Below are 26,050 nucleotides of genomic sequence, written 5' to 3'. Positions count from 1 at the left end.
AGCATGACAATAACCCTTCTCAACAATCGGTATCAAGTTATCCAGGTACTCGGTGCGGGTGGTTTTGGCGAAACCTTTCTGGCAGAGGATACTCATATGCCTTCTCGCCGTCGCTGTGTAATTAAACAGCTAAAGCCCATCAGTAACGATCCGCAAACTTACCAAATCATTCAACAGCGGTTTGAGCGAGAAGCCGCAACTTTAGAGTCCCTGGGTAAAAATAGTGACCAAATTCCGGAACTTTATGCCTATTTTTCGGAAAAGGGGCAATTTTACCTGGTTCAGGAATGGATTCATGGTCAAACCTTGAGAGATATTGTTACAGCTAATGCTCACGTTAGCGAAACGGCTGTGAGGGAAATTCTGTTTAGTCTTTTACCAGTCTTAGAATATATCCACAGCAAAGGTATTATTCATCGGGATATCAAGCCAGATAACATTATTGTTCGTTCTCCTGATAACAAGCCAGTTTTGATTGATTTTGGCGCGGTTAAAGAAACTATCCGTTCTGTGGTGACTTCCCCAGGAATTCATGCAAATTCAATGGTAATTGGTACGCCAGGATATATGTCTAGCGAACAGGCTTTAGGAAGACCAGTGTATGCTACTGACATTTATGGTTTAGGCTTAACGGCAATTTATTTATTAACTGGTAAACAACCCCAAGAACTAGAAACCAATCAACAAACAGGGGAAATCCTCTGGCGAGATGATGCGCCTAATGTGTCGCCTAGTTTAGCTGCAGTATTGGAGCAGTCAGTTAAACCCAATGCTAGCGATCGCTACACCACTGCTAGTAAAATGCTTTATGCTTTGCAGTCTGCTAGCTATATTGCACCAGCCACAGTCACTAGACGGCCTACTACAGCTAACGCATCTATTGGGAAAACTCAGCCATTATACGCACCGCAACCACAAACTATTGCTCCCAGTAATTGGCAAAAACCTGCTGCAATTGTCGGGAGTTTAGTAGTGGGTGGGTTGATTGGTGGATTAATAATTTCTAAGATTACCCGTCAACCAGAAGTGGAAACGCCCATTGTGCAAAATTCCACTCCTTCGCCAGAACCCTCTGCTAGCATTACCCCACTGACTGAAACCCCCACGCCTACACCAACTTCACTCAGTGCATCACCATCACCTGTGGAAGTTGTTCCTGCACCGATTCCCCCTCTCAACCCCAGAGTCGAATCTAATCCCCCAGACACCACAACATCAATCCCAGAGCAAGAGCCTGTAAATTCTGATACTCCTGCACCAGTCGCTACAACTGCACCAGAGTCAAAAGCAGAAAATCCGCCGCCCGTAGTTGCTACACCAGAGGCGCGTTCCACACCAAAGAACAACGATGAGCCTCGTAAATCGGCTAGTAGCAATGTTAGTCAAAGTATTCCGGCATTTCCCACAGGTACTTCTAGAAGCAGCGTAGAAGCTACTCTTGGTAAACCCAAAAAAGATTTAAGAGGAGTGTGGCGCAATACTCGCGCTGTCACCTATAACGTAGTCCCAGACCAAATTGACTTAGGCTACTTATTCGACCGCAAAACCGGAGCGCTGCGCCAAACTGAAGCAGCTTTTGCCCAATCCGTAGACCCCCAAGTCATGCAGAATACTTTAAATGGAATGCTAGGTGGTCAAGCTACAGCAGAAATTAAACAGGGATTACAACAAATACAAAGCCGTCAGTCTGATAGTTTTCAATTTACCCAAGGTGGAGTCAAGGGTCAGATTGTACGGCAAGACTGTGATTTTATTTACATCAGTATTTGGGACGCAGATTTACATGATTTTGTAAGCCCTGCTTCTGCGAAACGGTGTAGCTAGTTTTTAAGAAAGGGAACAGGGAACAGGGAACAGGGAATAGAGAAAAGGTTGTGAATTAAATTTGTTGAAGTATCTCAAGTAGCCTTTATTACGAATTACGAATTACGAACTACGAATTACGAACTACGAATTACGAATTATTTTAAGCATGGCAAAATCCTCTCGTAGCTTGTCACGCTCAAATAACCCAGCCAAGCGATCGCTCCTCAAAAATGCGATCGCACATGGAAAAAACTGGATGGTTTCTCCCCAGGCGATTTCATGGCTACAGTTGGCGAAGATGGCAGGAAAAATGGCGATCGCAGCGACAATTTCTTTAGTGATTGCTCAAGGTTTGCGCTGGGAATATCCGTTTTATGCAGTGATTGCGGCGATTATTGTCATGTCATCAACTCATGGCAGCACTTTAACATTGGGGATACAGCGTTTAATCGGAACCATTATTGGTGCTTTATCTGGAGCCGTTTTTGCTGTTACATTAGGTACTCATCCCTGGTCATTAGGTTTGTGTGTATTTATCACCATCTTTGCTACTTCTTGTGGAAAATTCAACGAAGCTGCAAAGTTAGCGGGGTATGTATCTGCGATCGTCATCTTAAGTTACAATCATTCACCTTGGTTGTACGCCTGGGGTAGGTTACTCGAAACCTTGTTAGGTATTGGTGTGGCGCTATTGGTGAACAAGTTTATTTTTCCGGCTGCTGCTGGTGTACAGTTGCGAGAATGTTTATTTCAAACCTTGGTAGATTTAGAAAAGTTTTACCGATTAGTAGTTAATTGCGCCTTTACAGGAAACTACGATCGCGCTGATGCAGATGCTTTAAAAATTAGTATTATTCGTTCTTTTGGTCAAGGACGGGAACTTTGGAAAGAAGTTAGACAAGGTTTGAGCAATGAACCGCCAGAGATGCGCGTAAATCCAGCTTGGGAATTTCTCATCCGGCGAATTTGGGAGCATATTCTCACAATGGAACATACTGTACTCGCCAGACAACAGGATACATTTTGGCAAATGCTTTCACCCCAACTGACTCCCTTGGCGCAAGAAACTCAAAATGTCATGCTCGTGCTAGCAACAGCCGTAAAATCTCATCAGCCACAATTATCTATTTCAGAGATGGAAGTTGCACTGACAAATGCTACAGAGCAATTCAATCACTTGCAAACAACACAACAGTCAAATTATCCCATTGATGAGTTATTGCGGTTTTTCACCTTCTTTTACATCATGGAAGAGGTAGGGAGAAAGCTGCAAAGAATGGCAGCCACTCTTAATCAAGAATAAAACCTGCATTTCTTGCAAGCGCTGAATTAAGGCTACTCTTTACTAATTAAAAATGCTTGAATTTTATGAACAAAATTTTCTAAATCTTCTATATATTGAGATGTATCTGCCAGTTCTTGATTGTGAGCTAATTGTTCTAAATTTTCTATAGTTTGCTGGATGGCTGTAGCTCCGATATAGGAACTAGAGACTTTTAGCTGAGAAATTGTGTGTACCATTTGCGGAAAATCTCGAGATGCGATCGCAGCTTTGGTTTCCTCTAAATGAGATAGACAATCTTTAACATATATTTGTAATAAATAAAACTCAAATTCTGTATTATTGCCTGATATTTGGTTTAATACTTCCCAATCAATTGGCAGTTCAGATAAATTTTCATTTGTGGTAGTAAATGTTGCCGCAGCAGCCATTTCTTCGGCTGGTGTAAGTATCATGTGACTCCAATGCTCCAGCAATAGTGCCAATTTATCTTTAACTACAGGCTTACTTAAATAATCATCCATCCCTGCATTCAAACAAAGTTGTTTATCTTCTGCCATCGCATTAGCTGTCATGGCAATTACTATAGGTTGGGAATGACTAGCAAAGTAATTTTCTGGTAGCCGACGAATTTCTCTGGTAGTTTCCAAGCCATCAAGAATTGGCATTTGGCAGTCCATGAGAATTAAGTCATAAGGAATTTTTTCTATAAGCTGTAAAACTTCTTCGCCATTGGCAGCAACATCGGCTTCATAGCCTAAACTCTGAAGCTGCTTGAGAGCAACTTTTTGATTTACCCGATTATCTTCTGCTAGCAATAATCTTAACTTGGATTTGGTAGAGCTAGCAATTTTCTTAAGCGGTAATGGACATGAACGTTGTTCAATAGTTGATGGGCTTTCCAAGACATTTAAAATTGTATCAAGCAGTCGAGATGGCTTGACGGGTTTAATTAAATAACTCGCAAATCCGCTTCTACGAGAGTTTTCTAATTCACTCTTTTGATTACTAGAAGTGAGCAGAATTAACGGTATATCAGCAATAATAGGATTTGACTTAATTTGTTGTGCCAGAGTCATGCCATCTGTTTGAGGCATTTGCATATCTATTAAGATGACATGATAGGGGATTCTCAGTAGGGCTGCTTCCTCTAGCATTTGTAGCGCAGTTGCAGCAGAAGGTGCTCCATCTACTTGCATTCCCCAATTGCTAGCTTGATGGTGAATAATTTTGCGATTAGTAGCGTTGTCATCTACTACTAACAAGCGGCGATTTTTCAGCGATTCACGTTCTTTACCTGGTAAAGATGGCTGAGTTTGTTTAGGAAAAGGAACCTCAAACCAAAATTTTGAGCCTTTACCGAGATTGCTTTGTACACCAATTTCTCCGCCCATTAAATTTACTATTTGTTTGCAAATAGCTAATCCCAAACCAGTACCACCATATTGGCGGGTATTAGAAGCATCAACTTGGGTAAATGGTGTAAAGAGTTTGCGCTGTTCTTGTGGAGTAATACCTAATCCAGTATCGATAATTGCAAAGTAAATACTAGCTTGAGTAGCGGTTTCTGCTTTGAGTTCTGCTTGTACTACTACTTCTCCTGTAGCAGTAAACTTAATGGCATTCCCAATCAAATTCATTAAAACTTGTCGCAGACGACTAGCATCACCTTGTAGAAGCGTAGGTACATTGCGATGAATCAATGCTGCGATTTCTAATCCCTTATGATGAGCAAGGGGCGCTAACAAGTCCAAAACTTCTTCAATACATGTAGATAAATCAAAAGCGAGATTTTCTAGCAGCATTTCCCCTGCTTCAAGTTTGGATAAATCCAAAATCTCGTTGATCAAAGATAACAGTGCATCGCCACTTACACGAATTGTTTCTACAAAATCACGCTGTTCTTCATTTAAGGGAGTTTCTAACAGTAACCCAGTCATCCCTAACACAGCATTCATCGGGGTACGAATTTCATGGCTCATGTTTGCTAAAAACATACTTTTAGCTTGAGAAGCCATTTCTGCTTGTTGACGGGCAATTTCTAGCTCTTGACGCTGAAATGTTTCTGCTTCTAGTAATTGAGCTTGGGCTAATGCTACACCGATTTGGTCAGCGAGTGACTGTAACAGCTCAGTTTCCCAACTAGTCCATTGGCGGGGATAGTAACATTGATGGGTGATTAACAATCCCCAAAGTTCGCTTTTGAGAATTATGGGAACAACCAGATTAGCTTTGACAGCAAATTTTTGTAGTAATTGAATATGACAAGGTAGGATATCAGCCTTTTCTATGTCAGTGATGGCGCTAATCCTTCCCTGAGTATATTTTTCCATATAGCCATCTGCAAAACATGGGTCATCAATATTTTGTCCCATCACTACAGGTAACCCAGGAAGTACTGCTTCTTGCACTACAGTTAAAGCACCTTGTGGTTGTATTTGCAAGATTAATGCCCTGTCAGCTTTGAGCAGCTTTTGCACTTCTTTCACACTGTTTTGTAGAATCTCATTGATTTGCAGAGATTCACGAATTTTGAGAGTGAGTTCAGCAAAAAGATGCGATCGCTGACTTTGACGTTTTAATGCTTCTTCTACCTGCTTCCGGGGGCTAATATCTTGATATAACCAGAGATGGCCATAGTAATGCTCTGCAATAAAAATCGGTACGTAGTCTCGGCTAAAAATTCGCCCATCTCGCAATTGTAGTTCTTCATTTGTCACAGTTTGTTGATGCAGCAAAATTTCTGCCACACGTGTAATGAAGTGTTCTGGTTCAGTAAACAGTTGTTGAGCATCTTGAGCCGCTTTTGAGCAATTAACTCCAGTTAAAACTTCTGGTGGTGCTGCAAAGCCAAACAAGCGGCAGAATTCTTGATTGACTAAGACTATTTTCCCTGATTCATCTTCTACTAAAACCCCAGCCTGTAGATTTTGTATCAGAGCGCTGAGACGTGATGTTGTTGTCTGTAATTGCTGATTAGCAAAAATTAATTCTTGAGTACGCTGTTCAACTCGCTGTTCTAAATGTTGATTCGCTAACAAAAGAGCTTTTTCTGTTCGCTGATGCTCAGTAATGTCGTGAATTACTAAAACTACGCTTGTTTGACTTGGTTCAGCTTGTAAGGTGTTTTCCACCTGGAAGGGAGATGCAGAAATTTCTAAAATTAACTCCTGGGAATCTTTGGCAAATTCATAATAGCCTCGATGCTTAACTTGAGTTGTCAACGCCATCGAGACTGGATGAGCCGCAGTTATCAAATCTTGCCCAGCTTTTTGTAAAGGCAATATATGGGATAGCTGCTTACCTAAAATGGAAATGTTGGGTTGAGCTACCAGGCGAGCAAAAGCTACATTACACCACTCTACTCTGCCCTGGCTATCTGTCCAGACAATCGCTTCATCTACCGTCCCTAGAGCAATCTCCATTTTTCCTAGGGTGGTACGAAGCTGATTAATTTGGTTAGCTAAAGTCTCTTGATTCATATGTACATGACGCAAATTCAATTGCCCATCAAAATTGACTCAAACGCTCATTCAGCCAAGAGTGAGTGTGAATTTAATTGTGCCCAGGTTATTAACTACAATCCCAACTTTTTCGGGCAATTACAGATATTCGGTTAGCTTTCCCAAGAATAGAAATTAGCCACAAAATATGACTAAATTTGTTGTTTTTCAGTCATAATTCAATGCTAAGACTCAATTTATTGATTGTCTTGAGTGAAAGCTTTGAGTTGTCGCTGATAGTTAATCATCTCTGAAATAGCTTTTTCAAAGCGAACGGCGAAGTAGACCAATTCTGCAAAATAAAGCTACACATGCACAGCAGGAGGAGATTTATCAACCAGAATTGAGAAAAATGCTATTAAATCAGATTCTGAAAAAACTATGGGTTTTCCAGCAGACGCGTCAATTTTCCCTAGATTTGTAATTTATAGCACATTAAAACTAGTATGTTACTGAAAAATACTGACAATCTAGCTTTTCATGTGCCTGCTTTGCTAGAGACTGCAGTAGGGGTAAATGTCTTTCCTAACTAGCTGAAAATCTTAGTGATCGCCTGTGCATACCAAGGCAAAGTAGCAGGGTAAAGGGCAAAGGTTTTTGTCCCTTACCCTTTTCCCTTTCACCTTTCCCCAACCTCCACCTCACATTTTTAGGTTGGCAGACTACTAGTACAACAAGGCAAAAGTAAAAAGTGAGCCAGTGCGGTGGACGGGTTCCCAAGGCACTCCGTTGGGCGGCTTTGCCGACTTGAAGGAAGTGCCGTCGGCATAAAGCAACTGGCGAACTCCGCAGGAGTCAAAAGTAAAAAGAAAGAATAGTTATAGCACATGCCTTTTGGCAATTACAGATGGTCTGTTGATTTACGCCGACTTGTACTAGCAACCAAAAAGGTGATGAAACCTTGGTAAAAAATTGATAAAGTTACATGACAAGTACAGGCTGAGATTGATTTAGTTGTCTTGAAAGTCTGAAAATTATGGAAACACAAAATCAAGATTCAGCTTCAATGTGTTAATTAAATCAGGATTTATTCTTAGTGCTGTTGTTATCTAAACTTAATTGATAACAAAACTTAAACAAATTATCCCAGCTGGTAATGATGATTCTTTAAAGGTAAACAATGGTAATATTAGTTGTCGTAATTAATACTTTAATATCGCTGATATTACTCTGTGTGGCTTGGCGTGTATGGCAGCTAAAACAAGAGATTGGAATGATAGCAGATAGATTTACCCATTATGAACGCTGTAGCCATGCTGTACTTTATACAGCACCAGAAAAAATCTCTGCTGCCCAGCAAAATATTTATCACTTGCGACAGGGAAATCAAAGGCTAGAAGAGCAAATCCAGCAAGTGCGGCAAATTGTCAGTCTCTTGTTTCTTGGAAGACAAGTTTGGCGGCGCTCTTTTTCCAGGCTAGGTTCTACAAATGGTAAGAAAACAATCACAAAATTAAGGTAGAGCCAGAAAAACTCTCTTCTTTAGCCCCAAACTTCTAACCCCAGCGCCCCCATTCAAAGGTAAAGCAACATTTCTGCGGCACATATAGTCGCTGCAAGTTTAAATAATAAAAATTGCTTGAGTCTTGCAACAGGAGAAAACCCACCTAAAATGGGTGTAGGGAGAGAAACAATATCACAATGTCTAACAAGCGTTCTGGAGTATTTTTTGGCGGTTTGATGCTAGGGGCAACTATCGGGGCCTTGACAGGTTTGCTCGTCGCTCCACGCACAGGGCGCGAAACGCGTAAACTATTAAAAAAATCTGCCGATGCTTTACCAGAATTGGCAGAAGATTTATCAACCAGCGTGCAGATCCAAGCAGATCGTCTCTCTGCCAATGCACTACGTAATTGGGATGAAACTTTAGACCGACTACGGGAAGCGATCGCCGCAGGTCTTGATGCTAGTAACAGAGAAAGTCAACTCTCAAAGCGGCAAAACGCCGTCGAAAACAGCAGGGCTGATTCTGAACCCGAGGAAGACTCAGATTCTCTTGCCCAGCAACTAGAACGTTCATAGATAGAATAACCGTGATCGATCCCCTGTTTTGGCTGGGACTGTCCATACTCTTAGTCGCCGCTAGTCTGACTGCTGTTTTAGTGGCGGCTATACCGGCTTTGCAGGAAGTAGCACGTGCAGCGCGCAGTGCAGAAAAGCTATTTGATACTCTTTCGCGAGAGTTACCACCTACTCTCAATGCGATTCGTGCCACAGGCTTAGAAATTACTGATTTAACCGATGATGTCAGCGAAGGCGTGAAAAGCGCAGGTCAAGTGGTTAAACAAGTTGATCAAAGCTTAGAAACTGCTAGAAAGCAGGCTCAAAACATTCAAGTAGGCACACGCAGTCTTGTTGTGGGTGTAAAAACCGCCTGGAAAACCTTCACACGTCAAAAACCTGCGAAGCGATCGCTTGATCGTCTGCCAAATCCTGATAAAACATCCCTCCCATCACGAGAACGAGAAGCACTCAGACCAGAAAATCGCCGCGCCAAATCAGAAGTTTACCGCAGTAATGACGGTTACAGCGAAGCTCCTGGTTGGGAAGCTAGTTTTGATGATGAGGAGTAGTTGGGGACTGGGGACTGGGGACTGGGGACTGGGGAACTCGGGGCCCCCTCTGGGGATAAGGGGTAATGGGGACTGGGGATTGGGGACTGGGGACTGGGGAACTCGGGGCCCCCTCTGGGGATAAGGGGTAATGGGGACTGGGAAAAAGCAGGAGGCAGGGAGAGGGAGTAGGGGGAGCAATAATTAATGACAAACACCAAACACCCAACACCAATTACCGATTACCAATTACCCATGCCCAATGCCCAATGCCCAATGCCCAATGCCCAATGCCCAATGCCCAATGCCCCATGCCCCATGCCCAATGCCCCATGCCCCATGCCCAATGCCCAATGCCCTCCACCAAGTTTTGCTGCGATCGTTATAGCTTTGATCCCTAAGATTAGAGTAAAGTAAACAAGTGTAAAGAAGTATCACTTTTCCCGTACCTTTTAAAACAACTTGTTCACTTTTACCTTTGATATTTGTATAAAAACGTCCATGCAGTCTTGTTTTTGGCGACGATTTCTATTATCTATTGCTGCATTTTTCTTGGCTGGGTCAATTTGGGTGATGCATTCTCCCCCAGCGCTGGCTTATGACAATCCGGATCTGCTTCCTAAGGAAGCAACCCCAGTTGTAGACTTAGCCAAATCGCTTACGGATGTACAAGAAGAAAAGCTTGTTCACGATTTAGAGCAGTTTGAAACTGATACTGGTTGGAAACTGCGAGTATTGACTCAATATGACCGTACACCAGGCCGAGCAGTAATCAATTTTTGGGGTTTGGATGATAAAAGCATTCTGCTAGTTGCTGATGCTCGTGGTGGTAATATCCTCAGCTTTAGCGTTGGCGATGCAGTTTATGAGCTTTTACCCCGAACTTTTTGGATAGAACTACAAACACGCTTTGGCAATTTGTACTTTGTACGAGAACAAGGTGAAGACCAAGCTATTCTGCAGGCTTTAGATTCCGTTAAGGGTTGTTTACTTCAAGGTGGGTGCAAAGTTGTTCCCGGATTACCCCGGGAACAGTGGATTCTCACTTTGATTACCTCAGTTATCGGTGGAGTGGTTTGTGGATTTGCTGCTCAACCTCAGCGTGAGGGACAAATTTTTGCTTGGCAATGGGCTTTAATTTTCTCGCCTTTGTGGGGAATTTTGTTTATTGCCTTCGGGATTGGGCCTGTAGTGACACGTACTAGCGACTGGTTACCGCTATTTCGTAATATTGCTGGATTTTTGATTGGCGCTTTGGTTGCCTATCTATCTCCAATTTTCAATCGTTCTTCTTCTAATGCTGAATCTTAAGGAGAATCAGAAAACATCTAAAAACTAAAGTATCCAATATTTCTTAGGTAGGGTGCGTTAACATCAAAGCGTTCATCGTCAAGCACTATCTTGATTTTACGGCGGTGCGCGATCGCTTCCGCCACAACGCACACTACTAGATATTGGGTAGTTATGAATTGGCGGTGCTGGATGACTCAGTACTCGGAAAGCTCTGAAGCTGATAAGCTGAAAGCTGAGATCTCAGAGCTATATGGAAATGGAATGGCACGTAACTGATGCTCAAAGTTTGGCAATAATTGATAGTGAAATTGGCGATCATGTCTTTTCACCAGCGGAATATGAGATTATTCGGCGAGTTATTTACGCGACAGCCGACTTTGAGTATAAGTCTTTAATTTGGTTTTCTGAACATGCTTTGCAATCTGGCGCAGCAGCTTTAGCAGCACGTACCACGATTGTGGTAGATGTACCTTTGGTACAAGTAGGTATTAGCTACGATATCCAAAATACCTTTGCTAATCCGGTATATTGTAGTTTTGAAACAGCCACACGCCCGCAAACAGAAAAGACTCGGGTAGCTTGGGGAATAGAAACCCTAGCAAGGCGCTATCCAGAAGGTATTTTTATAGTTGGTCAATCGCAAACAGCACTAACAGCACTGATGGATCTAATCGAGACTGAGGAAATTCGCCCTGCTTTGGTAATTGCAACACCAGTGAGATTTTTGAATGTAGATGCGGCTAAAGAACGCTTACAAGAGGCTTTAGTTCCCCACATTACAATCGAAGGGCGCAAAGGTAATGCAGTGGTAGCAGCTGCGATTGTCGATGGCTTGGTAGACTTAGCTTGGCAAGCTTACGGGCAAGATGGGAATAGGGGAAGGGGAAAGGGTAATGGGTAATGGGTAATTGGTAATGGGTAATTGGTAATAATAAAAAATAACTGAAATACTAAGAACTCAGCACTCAGCACTTAATAATCGTAATCGTCGTCGTATCTCTCTTCTTCTTGACGGCGACGGCGACGCGGTCTGTCATTTGGGTCGTCACGCAAGCGGCTGCTGGTTTCGCTAAAGAAATCTTGTCGTACAAAGGGATAATCGCTTACCCACAAGTTACGGCTGGGAATGTAAATATCGCTGAACTCTTCAATTCTTCCTAAATCTCGGCGATTTGACATGACTATCATTTCGGCAATTAGACCACGTGTAATCACTTTGTAAGCAGGTTTGAGTGGTGCATTAAATTCAATGCTAAATCCTGTGTCATCTCCGACTTCTAAGTTAATTCGCTTTTCGCGGTTTTCTACAATTACTAATTCCCCTTTGCTATTAACAGTTTCCTGCTTACCGATTAACTGGTCTGTAATCCACCAATCAAGTATGCGACCCCGGAAAAAGCCACTGTATTTGTAACGGCGACATTGTACATTTCGCACACTAGCCTGAAAGACGGGATACCAAAGCCAGAAAAATGCGCCAATGATGCCTAGAAGAAATACTATTAAATCCAATTCAATCCTAAAAAAGACTTTAACCAGCAAAATCACAACTACAGCAACTACAGAAATTAATAGCCTCTGTATGAAGTTAGAAAACTTTCCCCAGTAGTACTTGTATTGCAGCCCACTGGCAATTAAGGGAATTATTTGTTCAAATTTCTGTCGAGTCAGTGGAACTAACATGAGTTGTGAATTTCTGGGGGAATGGGGAATGGGGAATGGGGAACTCGGGGCCCCCCTCTGGGGATAAGGGGGAATGGGGAATGGGGAATGGGGAATGGGGAATGGGGAATGGGGAATGGGGAGAAATAATAATGACAAACACCAAACACCCAACACCAATTACCGATTACCAATTACCGATTACCAATGCCCAATGCCCCATAATGTTGAAGTTTATATTATCTTTTCTAATCCATATACTAACGACTTTAGCTGTAAGACTTTGCGAATTGCTAGTAGTACTCCTGGCATATAACAAGCGCGATCGCTTGTATCATGTCGTAAGGTATAAATTTGCCCAGCTGCGCCAAAAATCACTTCCTGGTGGGCTATTAGTCCCGGCAAGCGCACGCTATGAATGCGAATGCCTTCTTCTGCTAAACTACCTCTGGCTCCTGCTACTTTTTCCGTTTCTTCGACAATAGCAGGGTTAAAAGTTTTACCTAGTTCTCCTAGCAATTGTGCGGTTTTGATTGCTGTTCCGCTAGGTGCATCGGCTTTTTGATTATGATGTAGTTCGATAATTTCTACATGATCGAAATATTGCGAGGCGGCGATCGCTGCTTGTTGTAGCAGTACCATACCTATGGAAAAGTTAGGAATAATCAGACAACCAGTGCTAGCTTTTTCAGCAAAGTCAGCTAAGTCTTGAATTTGTTCTACGCTTAAGCCAGTCGTACCCACAACTGGACGAATACCATAGGCGATCGCACTCCGAATATTGTCATAAACTGAATCGGGATGGGTAAAATCTACTATTACTCCTGGCGGCCCTTGTCTGTCGCCAGCTACGTACCCCAGCATTGGTTCTAATTGATTGGTAATTGGCACTTCTAGGGGTTCGCTTAAACCCGCCAACTCTCCAGCATCTTTACCCTGATGTTCAGGACTGCTGTCTATTGCACCGACTAAATTTAAGTCGGATGCTTGCGCCACAGCTTTCACTACCTCGCGGCCCATTTTGCCAGCAGCACCGTTGACAATAACAGGGATAGGAGCTTGATTCGTCATAAGTTGAGCAAAAGTTTTGTAACTAACAAAGGAATTGTAGAGACTTTGGTGATCTTGTAGCTAGTGCTGCACGGAACTCAACAGTCAAAAACTATTACAAGGTATAGGTAAAGTCTTCTACAAGCATTCCCGGAACTAAACCACCTCCAAGTTCGCGGCTTTCGTATGTTCCAACGTCAGGAATAAATTCTTGGAAATTGGTAAAATCGACTAAGTTATCTCCCCAAAAGCGATATAGGCTTTCATCAAAACGCAAGTTTTCTATGGGGGCGATAATTTCTCCGTTTTCTACCCAAAAACAGGCATAACGGGTCATCCCTGTGATTCTACCATTGGGGCGATCGCTCCAATTTAAGTAATGCAAGTTAGATACATATAAGCCTGTATCTAATTGTGGTATAATCTCTGCAAATTCTAAATTTCCTGGTGTTATTTCTGGTGCGCGTAAAGTTTCTGAACTATTAGCACCATTGGCAGTTTTTTGATATTCTTTAGCAGTTCGTGAGTTAATTAAGGTATTAACTAAAATTCCTTTTTCAATTATCGGTAACTCTGGATCTGCCATTTCTCCCCAAGCGTTAAATCTTGGGACTAACCCCAGTTGAAAGTTTTCTTTTAAGTTAAATTTTGGGGATAGGACTTTATCTTTGCGAGACAAAATAGCTAAAGCACTGTTACCTTGTTGCAAATCTGCTTCACTCACAGCACCCCAAGAAAGCATCATTGATAAATCAGCAACTGCTGCAGGTGCGAAGTAAGTTTTATATTGTCCTCGCGGTAATTCTTTAGGAGTAACAGCAAGTAATTCTAATTGTTGTTTATCTTGGCTAATTTTTTGCATATAAGCCGATTCATCCCAATTACTACCTGCAAAAGTACCTTTAACTGCTTGTCCTGTGGGAGTAAATAAAGAATAATCTAGGGTGAAAGTATCTGTGGCAAACCAATGTTTTTGTCCTTGGGAATCGCCGTAACCTTTAATGACCACTCCGCCAGCATATATACCAGTAAAATCTAATTCTGCCAATATTTGGACAATTGCAGGTACTACCTCATCAATGTCCAATAATTTTCCAGAATGAATTTCTCTACTGATGTTGTTTCCTGTTGGTAAAACTAAATATGGATCGATAGGTAATAATCCTATTTCTTGACGCAGTTCCTGTAGAGATTGATATGCTGTTTGCCAATCAATTTCCCAATTTCCTGTAAAGGGAAATTGCCGAAAACTGCTGCGTTGATTCTCCATCAATGTTAATTCAATCCAACCATCAGCGACATGACCAGTTTGCCGCACTTTGGCATGGTTAAATCTAGTGAATTGGCTTCTTTCACTGCTAAGTTTGACAGTGAATTCTTCAGTAGATTTTTTTTTGATAATTAATGTTTCAATTAGTTGATTAAAGCTGGTCTCTAAAGCCGCGAGATCATCAATTTTCATGGGAACTCAAGTAAATTGAAAAAAATATTGCTCAGAAATAGGATGCGTTATTAACGCATCCTACATTTCAACTACCACCGCCAAATACTTCAACATTCGCAAATAGACACACGGGGGAACCATGACCTACCCAAATTGCCTGATTTGGTTCACCTTTACCGCAGAAAGGTGTACCATACATTTGCCAATTTGAAGAATTACCTACTTTAGTTAAACTTTGCCAAAATTCTGGAGTTGTGGCGCGGTAGTTGGGGTTACGTAAGGTTTTGGTAAGTTTGCCGTTCTCAATTAATTTGGCATACTCACATCCAAATTGAAATTTATAACGGCGATCGTCTATTGACCAAGAACGGTTAGATTCCATGTAAACGCCAAGTTCTATGTCAGAAATAATTTCCGCAAAGGTGGCGTTTCCTGGTTCTAAATTTAAGTTAGCCATGCGATCGATTGGGGGACGATTCCATGAGGAAGCACGTGCACAAGCTACACCTGCTACACCTGCTCTGGCTTGGCTTTCTAGGCTACCTAAACCTCGTTGTAGTACGCCTTCTTTAATTACATATTCGCGTGTCGCTACAACACCAGTATCATCAAAGCCATAGCTAGCAAATTCACCAGGAACGGTGGGGTCAAAGGTAATATTCATGAGTGGCGAACCATAAACTAGGTTGCCAAAATCATTCTTAGTAACAAAGCTACCACCAGCGTAGTTACGCTCATCACCTAAAATCCGGTCAATTTCTAGAGGATGCCCGACACTTTCATGAATTTGTAGCATCATTTGATCGGGTGCTAATACTAAATTGGTGCGGGTGGTAGGACATTCCTCGGCGGTTAATAGTTCAACAGCTTGTTCACCAACTTGCCGGACTTGCTGCCATAAGGTATCTCTTTTTAATAATTCCAGTCCGCCTTGGTAACAGTTAGCGTGGGAGCCGTTGTTTGTACGCTGCTGGACGATCGCACCATCTTGGGCAGTAGCACCGTAATGATTACCAAAAGAAATAAACTTCTGATACACTTGGGAGCCATTGCTACTGACAAACCAGCTTTCTTTCTCGCTGCTGGTAATGCTAGCTGTAGCCTGGACTATTTTGTCACTGACTTTGAGGGTTTGGCAAATCCGCACCAGCAAATCGTTAATTTCACCAGGACAGAGACTATCCAACGGTTCCAAAAATGGTGAGTTATATTCCCCAACTACCTTGGGACGTTCAGTGACACGAAAATCATAGATGCGCCATTCACTAGCTACAAGTGCCTGTTTATACGCAATTTCCGCCGCAGCTTGTAAGCTAGCCAGGTCTAGAGAATTGGTAGCTGCATAACCCAAGCAGCCATTAACCAAGACTTCCAGCATTGCCCCCATTGTGGAGTATTTGCCATTAGCTTGGGGTAAACCATCACGAACATGGCGGTTAGAGGAAGTTTCTTTAACCACTCTAATACCGACCCAATCAGCAGGGACATTAATATGCGCGATCGCTTTTGTTAATTCTGACCACATAGGATTAGGGATTGGGGACTGGGGAACTCGGGGCCCCCTCTGGGGATAAGGGGTAATGGGGATTGGGGATTGGGGACTGGGATGCGATCGCTTTGATTTTGCTACAGTTCTTCAGCGACATCAGATTACACTGTCCAATCCTCTATAACTAGGTTGGGAATTTGAGAAAAGTCCTGATAATTACGTGTCACCATAATATTGTTTGTAGACAGAGCAATTGAGGCAATACGCAGGTCTTTGTTCAGTCTTTTCTTGTTGAGTTTTGGGTGTTGCTGCAACAGACTTTGATAACAAGTATTGGCGGCTTCATCAAAGTTCAAAATCACCACACTCTTGAAATAATCTGTTGTTTGCCAAAGCTTTGTGTAGACTCTCACCAAGTTATCAGCTTGAGAGGGATCGTTAAGCTTACCCATCCAACCGTTGAATATCTCTTGAACTGTAATAATCGTTATCGCTACAGAGGATGTTTGAACAACTTTTGTGATGACTGTGCGATCGCCTTCCAGGAACAGCGATACATGATCGGTATCAAGTATCCATCTGCTCATAAAGTATTGGGTGAAGATTCCTGTGCTGTTTCTTGCCTTTCTTCTCTAATTTCCTTGGTAATTTCAGCAAATAGGGGTTCATCTTGGAACATACCAGCAAATTTCATCCACGGATGAGGATTTTCGGGCAGTTGCATTTTTAAAGAAACAATTTCTGCTTTAGCCAGACGTTCTGAAAGTAGTTGACGGACTCCATCTAATGCTTGTTGGCGGGTGTCGGCTGTAATTCGACAGTCGGGAATTTCTAGTACGATCGCAGTTTCTTTGCCAGTTGTATCTTTTTCCAAAAGAATATTTAAGTCTAAGGTATGTGCTGATTGGGCAGACATATTGTTTTCAATCCTACAGTTTCTGATTGAGCATCTAACATCTTGATTGAATTGTTAGCTTCTATGCCAACGAGTACCATCCTTACTATCAATTAGAGTAATACCTTGGGCTTGCAGTTCATTGCGAATGCGATCGCCTTCGGCAAAATTCTTGGCTTTTCTGGCTGCTTGGCGTTGTGCAATTAAATCTTCAATTTCGGCATCGCTTAATCCATTACTCGCTGGCTTTTCTTCTTCTGGCTTGGCTTCTAAACCTAAGACTCCAGCTAAGGTAACAAGTGTTTGCCATTGTTGACGCAATTCTTCAGATGGTGTTGCAGTTTTGCCTTCATGGACAATAATATTTCCCTCGCGCCGCAGTTCTTTGGCTAATTCAAATATCACTGCTAACCCACCAGGAAAATTGAAGTCATCGTCTACAGCTTCTTTAAATCGCTGCACAAAGGGATTAGCTTCGGAAATATCCCCTTTCCCCTTTTCCCATTCCCCATTTCCCAACTTTTCCCCATACTCATAACCAAACAGCAATCCTTCCTTCAATGTGTGCCAGCCGTTGGTGGCGGCGGCGATCGCTTCGTCGGTAAAATCTATGGGTTTGCGATATTGGGCTTGCAGGACAAATAACCGCACCGCCATTGGTTCCACTCCTCGATCCAGGAGGTCGCGAATGGTGGTAAAGTTGCCCAAAGTCTTGGACATTTTTTCGCCATCTACCTTTACCATGCCGTTGTGCAGCCAGTAACGAGATAAAGGTTTGCCTGTTACGGCTTCTGATTGGGCAATTTCGTTTTCGTGGTGGGGGAAAATTAAGTCAGCACCACCAGCATGAATATCTATGGTATCGCCCAGGCGATCGCGCACCATTGCGGAACATTCTATATGCCAGCCGGGACGACCTGCACCCCAAGGTGATTGCCAGGATGGTTCGCCGGGTTTTGCGGCTTTCCACAAAGCAAAATCAAAGGGGTCTTTCTTTTTTTGGTATTCGGCATCTTCTATATTGACGCGATCGCTAGCACCAGCTTGCATATCTTCTAGCTTGCGCCCAGAAAGCTTACCATAATCGGTAAATTGCCTTACAGCATAGTAAACATCGCCATCGGCGGGGTAAGCATAGCCTTGATTTTCTAAATCATGAATTAGCCGTTGAATCCCGTTCATTGTATGGGTAGCGCGGGGATACTCATCAGCTTCTTTGATTCCCAGCCTCGCCATATCCTCAAAATAGGCTTTAATATAGCGTTCCGCTACCGCTTCCATTGATGAGCGTTCTTCTCTGGCTCGGTTTAAAATCTTGTCATCAATATCAGTAAAATTTTGGATGTAGCGAACTTCATAGCCGCTAAACTGGAGATATCGGCGTACTACATCCCAAACAATACAAGCTCTAGCATGACCCAAATGGCAGTAGTCGTATACCGTCACCCCGCAGTAATACATCTTAACCTGGCCTGGTTCTACTGTTTCAAAGGGTTCCTGACGACGGGTGAGGGTATTGTAAAGGGTTAGGGTCATAAGCTATTCAAAATTCTCAATTCGCAATTCAAAATGGTAAAACCTAGTTCTGCCAATCATCCTGGCTACTTATGTCTATTCAACAGCAAGCAAGGGCAAGTTAACACAGTAATTTGGCAATAAGTAGATACGTAATAATAGGGTAAAGCACTTGGGATGATAGTCCAGCATCCCTATCCTAGTGTTTTCTATACTATCTGCGCTACACTTCTAAATTTTTGAATTTTTTGTATTTGATTACAGCGCTATGCAATCAGCAGTTACTCCCGAATCTCAAGCAATGGATGCTCCGAAACAAGGCATCCCTGTAACCATTATTACAGGTTTCCTCGGTAGTGGTAAGACAACTTTACTGAATCATATTTTGACTAATCAGCAGGGTTTAAAAACGGCTGTTTTAGTCAATGAATTTGGTGAAATTGGCATCGATAACGAATTAATTGTGTCCACCGAAGAAAACATGGTGGAATTAAGTAATGGTTGTATTTGTTGCACAATTAATAGTGATTTAGTTGATGCAGTTTATAAAGTTCTAGAGCGAGAAGAAAAGTTAGATTATTTAGTTGTTGAAACAACTGGACTAGCAGATCCATTACCAGTAGCTTTAACATTTCTCGGTACAGAGTTACGGGATTTGACTAGATTAGATTCAATTATTACCGTAGTAGACGCGGCAAATTATAGCCTAGATTTATTTAATTCTCAGGCAGCATATAGTCAAATTGCCTATGGTGATGTCATTATTCTCAATAAAGCAGATTTAGTTGATGAAACTGCTTTAAATGAATTAGAAAGAAAAATTGGGGAAGTTAGAGAAGGGGCAAGAATTCTCCGGACTACACGTTCCGAAGTTCCACTTCCCTTAATTTTGAGTGTTGGTCTGTTTGAGTCTGACAAGTATTTTGACACTGTAGAAGATGAACATGATCATCACGACCATGAGCATCATGACCACGACCACGACCACGATCATGACCATTCGACTTGCGGTCATGACCATCACGACCACGATCACGACCATTCTACCTGTGGTCATGACCATCACGATCATGACCATGAACATGAGCATCATCACCATCATTCCGACCACTTAGAAAATGATGGTTTTAGCTCCATATCTTTCCAAAGTGATAAGCCTTTATCTATTAGGAAATTCCAATATTTCTTAGATAATCAGCTACCCACTAATGTCTTTCGTGCTAAGGGAATTATGTGGTTTGAGGAAAGCCCCAAACGCCATATTTTCCACTTGTGCGGTAAGCGTTTCACAATGGATGATGATGAATGGAAAGGTCAACCTAAAAACCAACTAGTTTTGATTGGTCAAAACTTAGATACCGATACTTTGCTGAGTCAACTAGAAAAGTGTCTTTGTATTCCTTCTGTGAGCCGGGGTAAGGGATTTGGAAAATAATAAAATCTGAAGAGTGAAATATGAAGGATGAAGTAATTTAATAATATTAATTGCTTCATCCTTCTTCTTTTCTATGCGCTTAATCATCCAGCGAGTGAAATCATCTCAAGTTACTGTTAACGGTGAAATTGTTGGCAAAATTGGTCGTGGGCTAAACTTACTTGTAGGTATTGCCAATACTGATACCGATGCTGAACTCGACTGGATGGTACGCAAATGTTTGGAATTGCGGTTGTTTCCTGATGAAGCAGGAGGCGACCGTTGGCAAAAATCTGTACAAGAAATTGGCGGTGAGTTGCTAGTAGTCAGCCAATTTACACTTTATGGTGATTGTCGCAAAGGTCGCCGTCCCTCCTTTGACCGTTCGGCTGTCCCTCCATTAGCCAAAGATTTATATGAAAAATTTGTTACCAAATTACGCACCAGTGGTTTAAAAGTAGAAACTGGTGAATTTGGTGCCATGATGCAAGTTGCTATCGAAAATGACGGGCCTGTAACTTTAATACTTGAGCGAGAAGCGAATTAAGTATTTATCGGTAAATAAAGAAGTTCGGTAATAGCTAGATTGCTTAGTTCTAAAATGATGAGAGAATATTAAATTAAACATTACAAAACTTTAAGTTCACTCATCATGGCGAAAATCCAGTTTTCTAGAGGTATAGACGAAGATGTAGTTCCTGATGTGCGCCTGACGCGATCGCGTACAGGTGAGAGTGGTACTGCAACATTTATTTTTGAAAATCCTAAAGCCTTAGCTCAAACCACCACCGAAGATATCACCGGGATGTACATGATCGATCAAGAAGGCGAAATCATCACCCGTGAAGTTAAGGCAAGATTTGTTAATGGTAAACCAGAAGCATTAGAAGCAGTTTACCTTATGAAATCTGCCGACGAATGGGATCGCTTTATGCGCTTCATGGAGCGATACGCCGATGAAAATGACTTGGGATTTAGTAAGTCTTAAGAGGTTTAGGGGGATGAGGGAGATGAGGGAGATGAGGGGGATGAGGAGGATGAGGGGGATGAGGGGGACAAACAAAGAAATTCCTATTATCAATTAGCCATTAGCCATTACCCATTCCCCATTGCCCCTTATCCCCAGAGGGGGCCCCGAGTTCCCCATGCCCAAACAGCGTAGCATTTTAATAAATTGGTATGACGAAACCTCACCCAGATGCACCAGGGATTGCGGTAAATTGTGCTGTTGTGACTGTCAGCGATACCCGATCCCCAGAGACAGACAAAAGCGGTCAGTTAATTCAGGAATTACTTTTGGCTGCTAATCATGCGATCGCAGCTTACAAAATTATCAAAGACGAACCAACACAAATCCAACAACAAATAGAACAGCTTGGTCAAGCTGCAAACCTAGATGTGGTGATTTTCAATGGTGGTACTGGTATTGCACCCAGAGATACCACCTATGATGCAATTGAAAAATTGCTGGAGAAGACCTTACCGGGATTTGGCGAATTATTTCGGTTCTTAAGTTACCAAGAAATTGGCTCCCGTGCGATCGCCTCTCGCGCCGTTGCTGGTGTTTACCAAAATAAATTAATCTTCTCCCTTCCTGGTTCTAGTAACGCCGTGCGCCTGGGAATGGAAAAGCTAATTGTGCCAGAACTGGTTCATTTAGTCAGCCAGGTGAGGGGATAGGGGACTGGGGACTGGTGACTGGTGGGGACTGGGGATTGGGATGAGGGAGATGAGGAAGCAGGGAAAAATACCATTACCACTGACAAATGACCAATGACAAATGACAAATGACCAATAAAAAACCCCACTAAATGCGGGGTTAGGTGATTTAATTTCAAATATTTTTCTTAAATCAGCTTGAGAATTAAGCGATCGCCATTGAGATTGTAGCTAAGAATGCGGCGATGATATAAAACACGGAGACCACTTGTAATTCTGACCAGCCTGTTAATTCTAAATGATGGTGTAGGGGTGCCATTTTGAAGAGGCGCTTACCTTTGCCATCTGGCCCTTTAGTAGCTTTGTAATAACTTACTTGCGCCATTACAGACAAGGTTTCTACAAAGAAGATACCGCTGAGAATGAACAGCATAACCAAACTGTTAGTTAGCAGCGCTACAGCAGCTAAACCGCCACCCAAAGCTAATGAACCAGTATCTCCCATAAAAACACGAGCTGGGTTGCGATTATGGGCTAGGAAACCTAAACAACCACCACTTAAAGCGGCACAGAAAATCATTAATTCTGGTGCGGTGGGTGCAATTACAGCACCAAGTGCCAAAAATGCGATCGCGGCTGTTCCACCAGCCAAGCCGTCAATACCATCGGTGAGATTTGTGGCGTTACTCTCTGCTACTAAAGCAAAGCCAGCTAGAGGCCAGAAGAGTAATCCTAGAGGAATTGAAACACCTAGCAAGGGTAAAGCAATATTTGTAATCCCTGTTGGTTGATTAAACATCAGCCACAGACAAAACAGTGATGCAAAAGCAATTTGCAGCCCAAGTTTCATCTTTGGGGATATACCCTTATTCGACTTGCGGCGGAGAATTTGCCAATCGTCTAACCAGCCAATTAACCCATAGCTGAGTGTCAATGCGGAAACAGCAAGCACTGGTGTGGCGAAATTCGACAATACACAGGCAATAATTACGCCAACGGGAATAAAGAATATACCCCCCATTGTTGGTGTACCTGCCTTTTTTAGATGTGCTTGAGGGCCATCTTCACGGATTATTTGCCCAGTTTTGAGTGCCTGTAGCAGTGGAATTACCCAGAAGCCTAAAGCCGCCGAGCATAGCGCACCCAATAGTAGTGGCAGGGTCAGAGACATACCCTGCCAAGGCAATCTATTACTTACAAAATCCAAAACCAATGCAGCCCCGCCTAGCCCTAAAGCCAAACAAGAAGCGATACCGATTCCAGAAAAGTTTAACTCTTGGTCAGGAGATAGTTTAGCGTCCACGGATATTTCCCTTCACTCCACACTTACAAAACTGAACATTCGTGGCGATTGATGCCACCCATTAACATTAATCTTCGGCAATACCGATATCGTCGTCATCATCATCAAAGTCAGCGATACCGTCTTCTCCACCAAGAAACTCTGAGATTTCTTCTTCTTCATCCTGAAAATCAGGCTCGTGAACGTCACGCGCGATAATCCGACCGCTGGATTGTAACCAGTCTATAAGAGAAGTCTCTTGTTTTAAAGGAATCACAGCAGCTCGCTGGTTGCGGGGTTCTTCACGTAATGGAGAATTCAACATATCGCACAATAAACAAATACATTCGAGTAACTAGACATTTAGAGTCTATCACTGGATACGAGATAATTTAGTTATTGATTCAACTCAAAGGTTGAATAATCCGCAATCTATCAAAAGAGATTTATTTAATTACCTTATGGTAGATGGCAGGAGTTTAATAGTAATGTAGTTAGGCTCTATACATTTGAGATTTCTATATATTTAATGCTGATTTCATCCTGATGATTTTGAGGTGATTAGCGATGATTGGAAAAACGGCTCTCTTCGATGCGATCGCTGGTACTAATCGCGGTTTACTGGCTAGTGAAAAGCAGAAACAAGCTATTTTAGCTGCGATCGCCACTTTGGAAGACCTTAATCCCACACCACTTCCTGTAGAAGCTGGTAGCTTACTTGATGGTAATTGGCGATTAATATATACCACAAGTAAGGGACTATTAAATCTGGATCGATTACCTTTCTTTAAACTCGGACAAATTTATCAGTATATCCGCGTAGAAAATACTAGCGTTTACAATATAGCCGAGATTTATGGCCTACCTTACCTTGAAGGATTGGTCAGCGTTGCCGCCAAATTTGAGCCACTCTCAGGTCGTCGCGTCCAAGTTAAATTTAATCGAAGTATCATTGGTTGGCAACGTCTATTAAGTTACAATTCCCCAGAAAATTTTATTCAAGAAATTGAAGCTGGTAGTAAATTTACGGCAATTGATACTGCGATTAACAGTGATAGACAACAAGGATGGTTGGATATCACTTATTTAGATAACGATCTCCGAATCGGTAGAGGTAATGAGGGGAGTTTATTTGTACTAAGCAAAGTGTGAGCGTTTCCTAAAGTTTTATGTGCGAACGAGACGAACTTAAGCGATAACGGGGCCTTTGTCAAGTAATATTTCACAGGTATTTATAAAAGGGACTGGGGACTGGGGACTGGGGTGATGAGGGAGATGAGGGAGATGAGGGAGATGAGGGAGATGAGGGAGATGAGGAAGATGAGGGAGAAAAGGGGATAGGGAGATATTCCTATTACCAATTACCAATTACCGATGCCCAATGCCCAATGCCCAATGCCCAATGCCCAATGCCCAATGCCCAATGCCCAATGCCCAATGCCCAATGCCCAATAGGAAAAATAACTTAACAATGCTTCTTGCTACGTCCTTCAGGTTGTAGAGTGAAATCAATTAGCCTTTATACATTGGCGATTGATAACTAAAAGGGAAAAAACTCATGGTTCAACGTGGTTCTAAAGTACGTATTCTCAGACCAGAGTCCTACTGGTTTCAAGATGTAGGTACCGTAGCGTCTATTGACCAAAGCGGTATCAAGTATTCTGTGATTGTCCGTTTTGACAAGGTCAATTATTCAGGGATCAACACCAATAATTTTGCTGAAGACGAATTATTGGAAGTTGCACCTCCAGCAGCAAAAGCTAAAAAGTAAGCACTGAAGCTACAAGGGGATTCTTTAATGGGATGATAGAGAGGAGTTCTAGGGTCACAAGCCAACCCTGAGAACTTTGGAGGTAATTTATTACTTCCTCACTCTCTACTCCCTATCCTCAACAAGCAAATAGCTTGCTTAACTCTGTTTGAATGCCTGAACTGCCTGAAGTTGAAACAGTCCGCAGGGGTCTCAATCAGTTGACCCTGAATCAAGAAATTACGGGTGGTGATGTGTTGCTAGATCGCACCATTGCCTACCCGTTTTCTGTTGGTGAATTTATTGATGGCATTAAAGGGAGTGCTATTACCAGTTGGTATCGTCGTGGTAAATACCTCCTCGCCCAACTGACTCCCGATTTCCAAGCCAAAACACAAGGAGAACACCCAAATTCTCCCTTATCCACCTCATCTCCCTCATCTCCCCCCTCCCCCGCTTGGCTAGGGGCGCATCTGCGAATGACTGGTCAATTACTATGGCTACATCGCGATGAACCATTACATAAGCACACGCGAGTCAGATTATTTTTCGGGGATCAACAGGAATTGCGCTTTGTAGATCAGCGTACTTTTGGTCAAATGTGGTGGGTTCCGCCAAATGTAGCGGTGGAAAGTATCATCACTGGTTTAGCAAAATTAGCAGTAGATCCATTTTCACCAGAATTTACGGTGGAATATTTGGCGCAAAAACTCAAAAATCGCCGCCGTCCTATCAAAACTGCTTTATTAGATCAGTCAGTTGTAGCGGGCTTAGGTAACATCTATGCTGATGAAGCGCTTTTTAAGAGTGGGATTTTACCAGAAACTTTTTGTACCGATTTGCAACCAAAGCAAATAGATCTGTTGCGGACTGCGATTATTCAAGTATTAGAAGCCAGTATCGCGGCTGGTGGTACCACTTTTAGTAATTTCCTCAATGTCAAAGGTGTTAACGGTAATTATGGCGGTGTGGCCTTAGTATACAACCGCACCGGAGAACCTTGTCGAGTTTGTGGTAATGTGATACAGCGAATTAAGTTAGCAGGGCGATCTAGTCATTTTTGCCCCGAATGTCAGCATTAGTTTAGCTAACTCTCAGCATAGAAATATATAAATAGTAGGCTTGGATTTTTGAGTATTACTGCAAGCTAAGATCCTGTATAAAACAATTAACAAAACATCGAGGGAATCTCATGGCAGTTAAAAAAGGAGATATGGTTCGCGCTATCCGCGAAAAATTAGAAAATAGTTTAGAAGCACAAGCCAGTGATTCTCGCTTTCCTGCTTACTTGTTTGATAGCAAAGGCGAAATTGTAGATGTTAAAGGTGATTACGCCTTAGTGAAGTTTGGACTAGTTCCAACACCAAATATTTGGTTACGTTTGGATCAGTTGGAAGAATTTAAATAAGGGCATTGGGCACAGGGCATTGGGCATTGGGAAGAATTTACCAATG

26 protein-coding genes and 1 pseudogene are annotated in these 26,050 nt (G+C 42.4%); 16 read left to right on the top strand and 11 right to left on the bottom strand.

The annotated features are described in order from the left end of the window. The first annotated feature begins 3 nt into the window (after nt 1-3). Nucleotides 4-1,824 carry a serine/threonine-protein kinase gene (locus HG267_RS20635; RefSeq protein ID WP_045873341.1) on the top strand — a complete coding sequence of 607 codons (1,821 nt, stop codon included), beginning with the start codon at nt 4-6 and terminating at the stop codon, nt 1,822-1,824. A 148-nt stretch (nt 1,825-1,972) separates the two neighbouring features. Further along, nucleotides 1,973-3,109: an FUSC family protein gene (locus HG267_RS20630; RefSeq protein WP_045873342.1), complete on the top strand. Its 1,137-nt coding sequence runs from the start codon at nt 1,973-1,975 to the stop codon at nt 3,107-3,109. A gap of 32 nt (nt 3,110-3,141) precedes the next feature. On the opposite strand, the gene HG267_RS20625 is transcribed toward HG267_RS20630, so the two are convergent. After that, nucleotides 3,142-6,129 carry a response regulator gene (locus HG267_RS20625; RefSeq protein WP_339398416.1) on the bottom strand — a complete coding sequence of 996 codons (2,988 nt, stop codon included), beginning with the start codon at nt 6,127-6,129 and terminating at the stop codon, nt 3,142-3,144. A gap of 36 nt (nt 6,130-6,165) precedes the next feature. Next, nucleotides 6,166-6,513 (bottom strand): annotated as a pseudogene (locus HG267_RS41955) (PAS domain-containing protein); the annotation flags it as partial. A gap of 1,198 nt (nt 6,514-7,711) precedes the next feature. Here HG267_RS41955 and HG267_RS20620 point away from each other — a divergent pair. The 6 genes from HG267_RS20620 (at nt 7,712) to HG267_RS20595 (ending at nt 11,337) form a co-directional block, all read left to right on the top strand. Next, on the top strand, nt 7,712-8,053 hold the full coding sequence (locus HG267_RS20620; RefSeq protein WP_045873343.1) for a hypothetical protein: 342 nt from the start codon (nt 7,712-7,714) through the stop codon (nt 8,051-8,053). 179 nt (nt 8,054-8,232) lie between these two features. After that, entirely contained in the window at nt 8,233-8,613 is a 381-nt protein-coding gene (locus HG267_RS20615; protein ID WP_045873344.1) for a YtxH domain-containing protein, read from the top strand. 11 nt (nt 8,614-8,624) lie between these two features. Then, nucleotides 8,625-9,164, top strand: a complete 540-nt coding sequence (locus HG267_RS20610; protein ID WP_045873345.1) for a hypothetical protein — start codon at nt 8,625-8,627, stop codon at nt 9,162-9,164. 186 nt (nt 9,165-9,350) lie between these two features. After that, a complete protein-coding gene (locus HG267_RS20605; RefSeq protein ID WP_155539549.1) occupies nt 9,351-9,560 on the top strand; it encodes a hypothetical protein in 210 nt (69 codons plus the stop codon). 84 nt (nt 9,561-9,644) lie between these two features. Beyond that, entirely contained in the window at nt 9,645-10,454 is an 810-nt protein-coding gene (locus HG267_RS20600) for a TPM domain-containing protein (protein WP_045873346.1), read from the top strand. Between the two features lie 238 nt (nt 10,455-10,692). Next, nucleotides 10,693-11,337, top strand: coding sequence for a precorrin-8X methylmutase (locus HG267_RS20595; RefSeq protein ID WP_045873454.1), 645 nt, complete (start codon nt 10,693-10,695; stop codon nt 11,335-11,337). Between the two features lie 71 nt (nt 11,338-11,408). Here HG267_RS20595 and HG267_RS20590 read toward each other — a convergent pair whose 3' ends face one another. The 7 genes from HG267_RS20590 to cysS form a co-directional block, all read right to left on the bottom strand. Beyond that, nucleotides 11,409-12,119 (bottom strand): hypothetical protein, encoded by a 711-nt coding sequence (locus HG267_RS20590; protein ID WP_045873347.1) that lies wholly within the window; start codon nt 12,117-12,119, stop codon nt 11,409-11,411. Between the two features lie 213 nt (nt 12,120-12,332). Then, nucleotides 12,333-13,169, bottom strand: a complete 837-nt coding sequence (gene dapB, locus HG267_RS20585) for a 4-hydroxy-tetrahydrodipicolinate reductase (RefSeq protein WP_045873348.1) — start codon at nt 13,167-13,169, stop codon at nt 12,333-12,335. A 94-nt stretch (nt 13,170-13,263) separates the two neighbouring features. Continuing rightward, the gene (locus tag HG267_RS20580) at nt 13,264-14,610 is read right to left on the bottom strand and encodes a TldD/PmbA family protein (RefSeq protein ID WP_045873349.1); all 1,347 of its coding nucleotides are present in this window, start codon (nt 14,608-14,610) and stop codon (nt 13,264-13,266) included. A gap of 67 nt (nt 14,611-14,677) precedes the next feature. Continuing rightward, nucleotides 14,678-16,117, bottom strand: coding sequence for a TldD/PmbA family protein (locus HG267_RS20575; protein ID WP_045873350.1), 1,440 nt, complete (start codon nt 16,115-16,117; stop codon nt 14,678-14,680). Between the two features lie 125 nt (nt 16,118-16,242). Continuing rightward, entirely contained in the window at nt 16,243-16,668 is a 426-nt protein-coding gene (locus HG267_RS20570) for a type II toxin-antitoxin system VapC family toxin (RefSeq protein WP_045873351.1), read from the bottom strand. Beyond that, complete coding sequence (locus tag HG267_RS20565) at nt 16,665-16,997, bottom strand: hypothetical protein (RefSeq protein ID WP_045873352.1); 333 nt, start codon at nt 16,995-16,997, stop codon at nt 16,665-16,667. Before HG267_RS20565 ends, HG267_RS20570 begins: the two co-directional genes overlap by 4 nt. 54 nt (nt 16,998-17,051) lie before the next feature. Then, the gene (gene cysS, locus HG267_RS20560) at nt 17,052-18,512 is read right to left on the bottom strand and encodes a cysteine--tRNA ligase (RefSeq protein ID WP_045873353.1); all 1,461 of its coding nucleotides are present in this window, start codon (nt 18,510-18,512) and stop codon (nt 17,052-17,054) included. A 247-nt stretch (nt 18,513-18,759) separates the two neighbouring features. Between cysS and HG267_RS20555 the strand changes: the two genes are divergently transcribed. The 4 genes from HG267_RS20555 to HG267_RS20540 all read left to right on the top strand — a co-directional run bounded on the left by HG267_RS20555 (nt 18,760) and on the right by HG267_RS20540 (nt 21,585). Next, nucleotides 18,760-19,926 (top strand): CobW family GTP-binding protein, encoded by a 1,167-nt coding sequence (locus HG267_RS20555; RefSeq protein ID WP_045873354.1) that lies wholly within the window; start codon nt 18,760-18,762, stop codon nt 19,924-19,926. Nucleotides 19,927-19,999: 73 nt separating this feature from the next. Further along, the gene (gene dtd / locus HG267_RS20550) at nt 20,000-20,452 is read left to right on the top strand and encodes a D-aminoacyl-tRNA deacylase (RefSeq protein WP_045873355.1); all 453 of its coding nucleotides are present in this window, start codon (nt 20,000-20,002) and stop codon (nt 20,450-20,452) included. Between the two features lie 105 nt (nt 20,453-20,557). After that, the gene (gene psb28, locus HG267_RS20545; RefSeq protein WP_045873356.1) at nt 20,558-20,893 is read left to right on the top strand and encodes a photosystem II reaction center protein Psb28; all 336 of its coding nucleotides are present in this window, start codon (nt 20,558-20,560) and stop codon (nt 20,891-20,893) included. 191 nt (nt 20,894-21,084) lie between these two features. Further along, the gene (locus HG267_RS20540) at nt 21,085-21,585 is read left to right on the top strand and encodes a molybdenum cofactor biosynthesis protein B (protein WP_045873357.1); all 501 of its coding nucleotides are present in this window, start codon (nt 21,085-21,087) and stop codon (nt 21,583-21,585) included. A 184-nt stretch (nt 21,586-21,769) separates the two neighbouring features. On the opposite strand, the gene mraY is transcribed toward HG267_RS20540, so the two are convergent. Together mraY and HG267_RS20530 are read right to left on the bottom strand one after the other, a co-directional pair. Next, the gene (gene mraY, locus HG267_RS20535) at nt 21,770-22,867 is read right to left on the bottom strand and encodes a phospho-N-acetylmuramoyl-pentapeptide-transferase (RefSeq protein WP_045873358.1); all 1,098 of its coding nucleotides are present in this window, start codon (nt 22,865-22,867) and stop codon (nt 21,770-21,772) included. A gap of 67 nt (nt 22,868-22,934) precedes the next feature. Further along, nucleotides 22,935-23,171: a DUF3134 domain-containing protein gene (locus HG267_RS20530; RefSeq protein WP_045873359.1), complete on the bottom strand. Its 237-nt coding sequence runs from the start codon at nt 23,169-23,171 to the stop codon at nt 22,935-22,937. Between the two features lie 242 nt (nt 23,172-23,413). Here HG267_RS20530 and HG267_RS20525 point away from each other — a divergent pair, with 242 nt between their 5' ends. The 4 genes from HG267_RS20525 (at nt 23,414) to HG267_RS20510 (ending at nt 26,004) form a co-directional block, all read left to right on the top strand. Beyond that, nucleotides 23,414-23,998 (top strand): PAP/fibrillin family protein, encoded by a 585-nt coding sequence (locus HG267_RS20525; protein WP_045873360.1) that lies wholly within the window; start codon nt 23,414-23,416, stop codon nt 23,996-23,998. Between the two features lie 406 nt (nt 23,999-24,404). After that, nucleotides 24,405-24,617 carry a photosystem I reaction center subunit IV gene (locus HG267_RS20520; protein ID WP_045873361.1) on the top strand — a complete coding sequence of 71 codons (213 nt, stop codon included), beginning with the start codon at nt 24,405-24,407 and terminating at the stop codon, nt 24,615-24,617. A 152-nt stretch (nt 24,618-24,769) separates the two neighbouring features. Continuing rightward, complete coding sequence (locus tag HG267_RS20515) at nt 24,770-25,678, top strand: DNA-formamidopyrimidine glycosylase (RefSeq protein ID WP_045873362.1); 909 nt, start codon at nt 24,770-24,772, stop codon at nt 25,676-25,678. 110 nt (nt 25,679-25,788) lie between these two features. Next, entirely contained in the window at nt 25,789-26,004 is a 216-nt protein-coding gene (locus HG267_RS20510; RefSeq protein ID WP_045873363.1) for an NAD(P)H-quinone oxidoreductase subunit O, read from the top strand. Nucleotides 26,005-26,050 lie beyond the last annotated feature (46 nt).

The sequence above is a fragment of the Tolypothrix sp. PCC 7601 genome (assembly GCF_025677855.1).
Lineage (GTDB): Bacteria > Cyanobacteriota > Cyanobacteriia > Cyanobacteriales > Nostocaceae > Aulosira > Aulosira diplosiphon.
The sequence above is the reverse complement of the archived record's forward strand: the minus strand, read 5'-3'. Positions and strand labels throughout refer to the sequence as shown.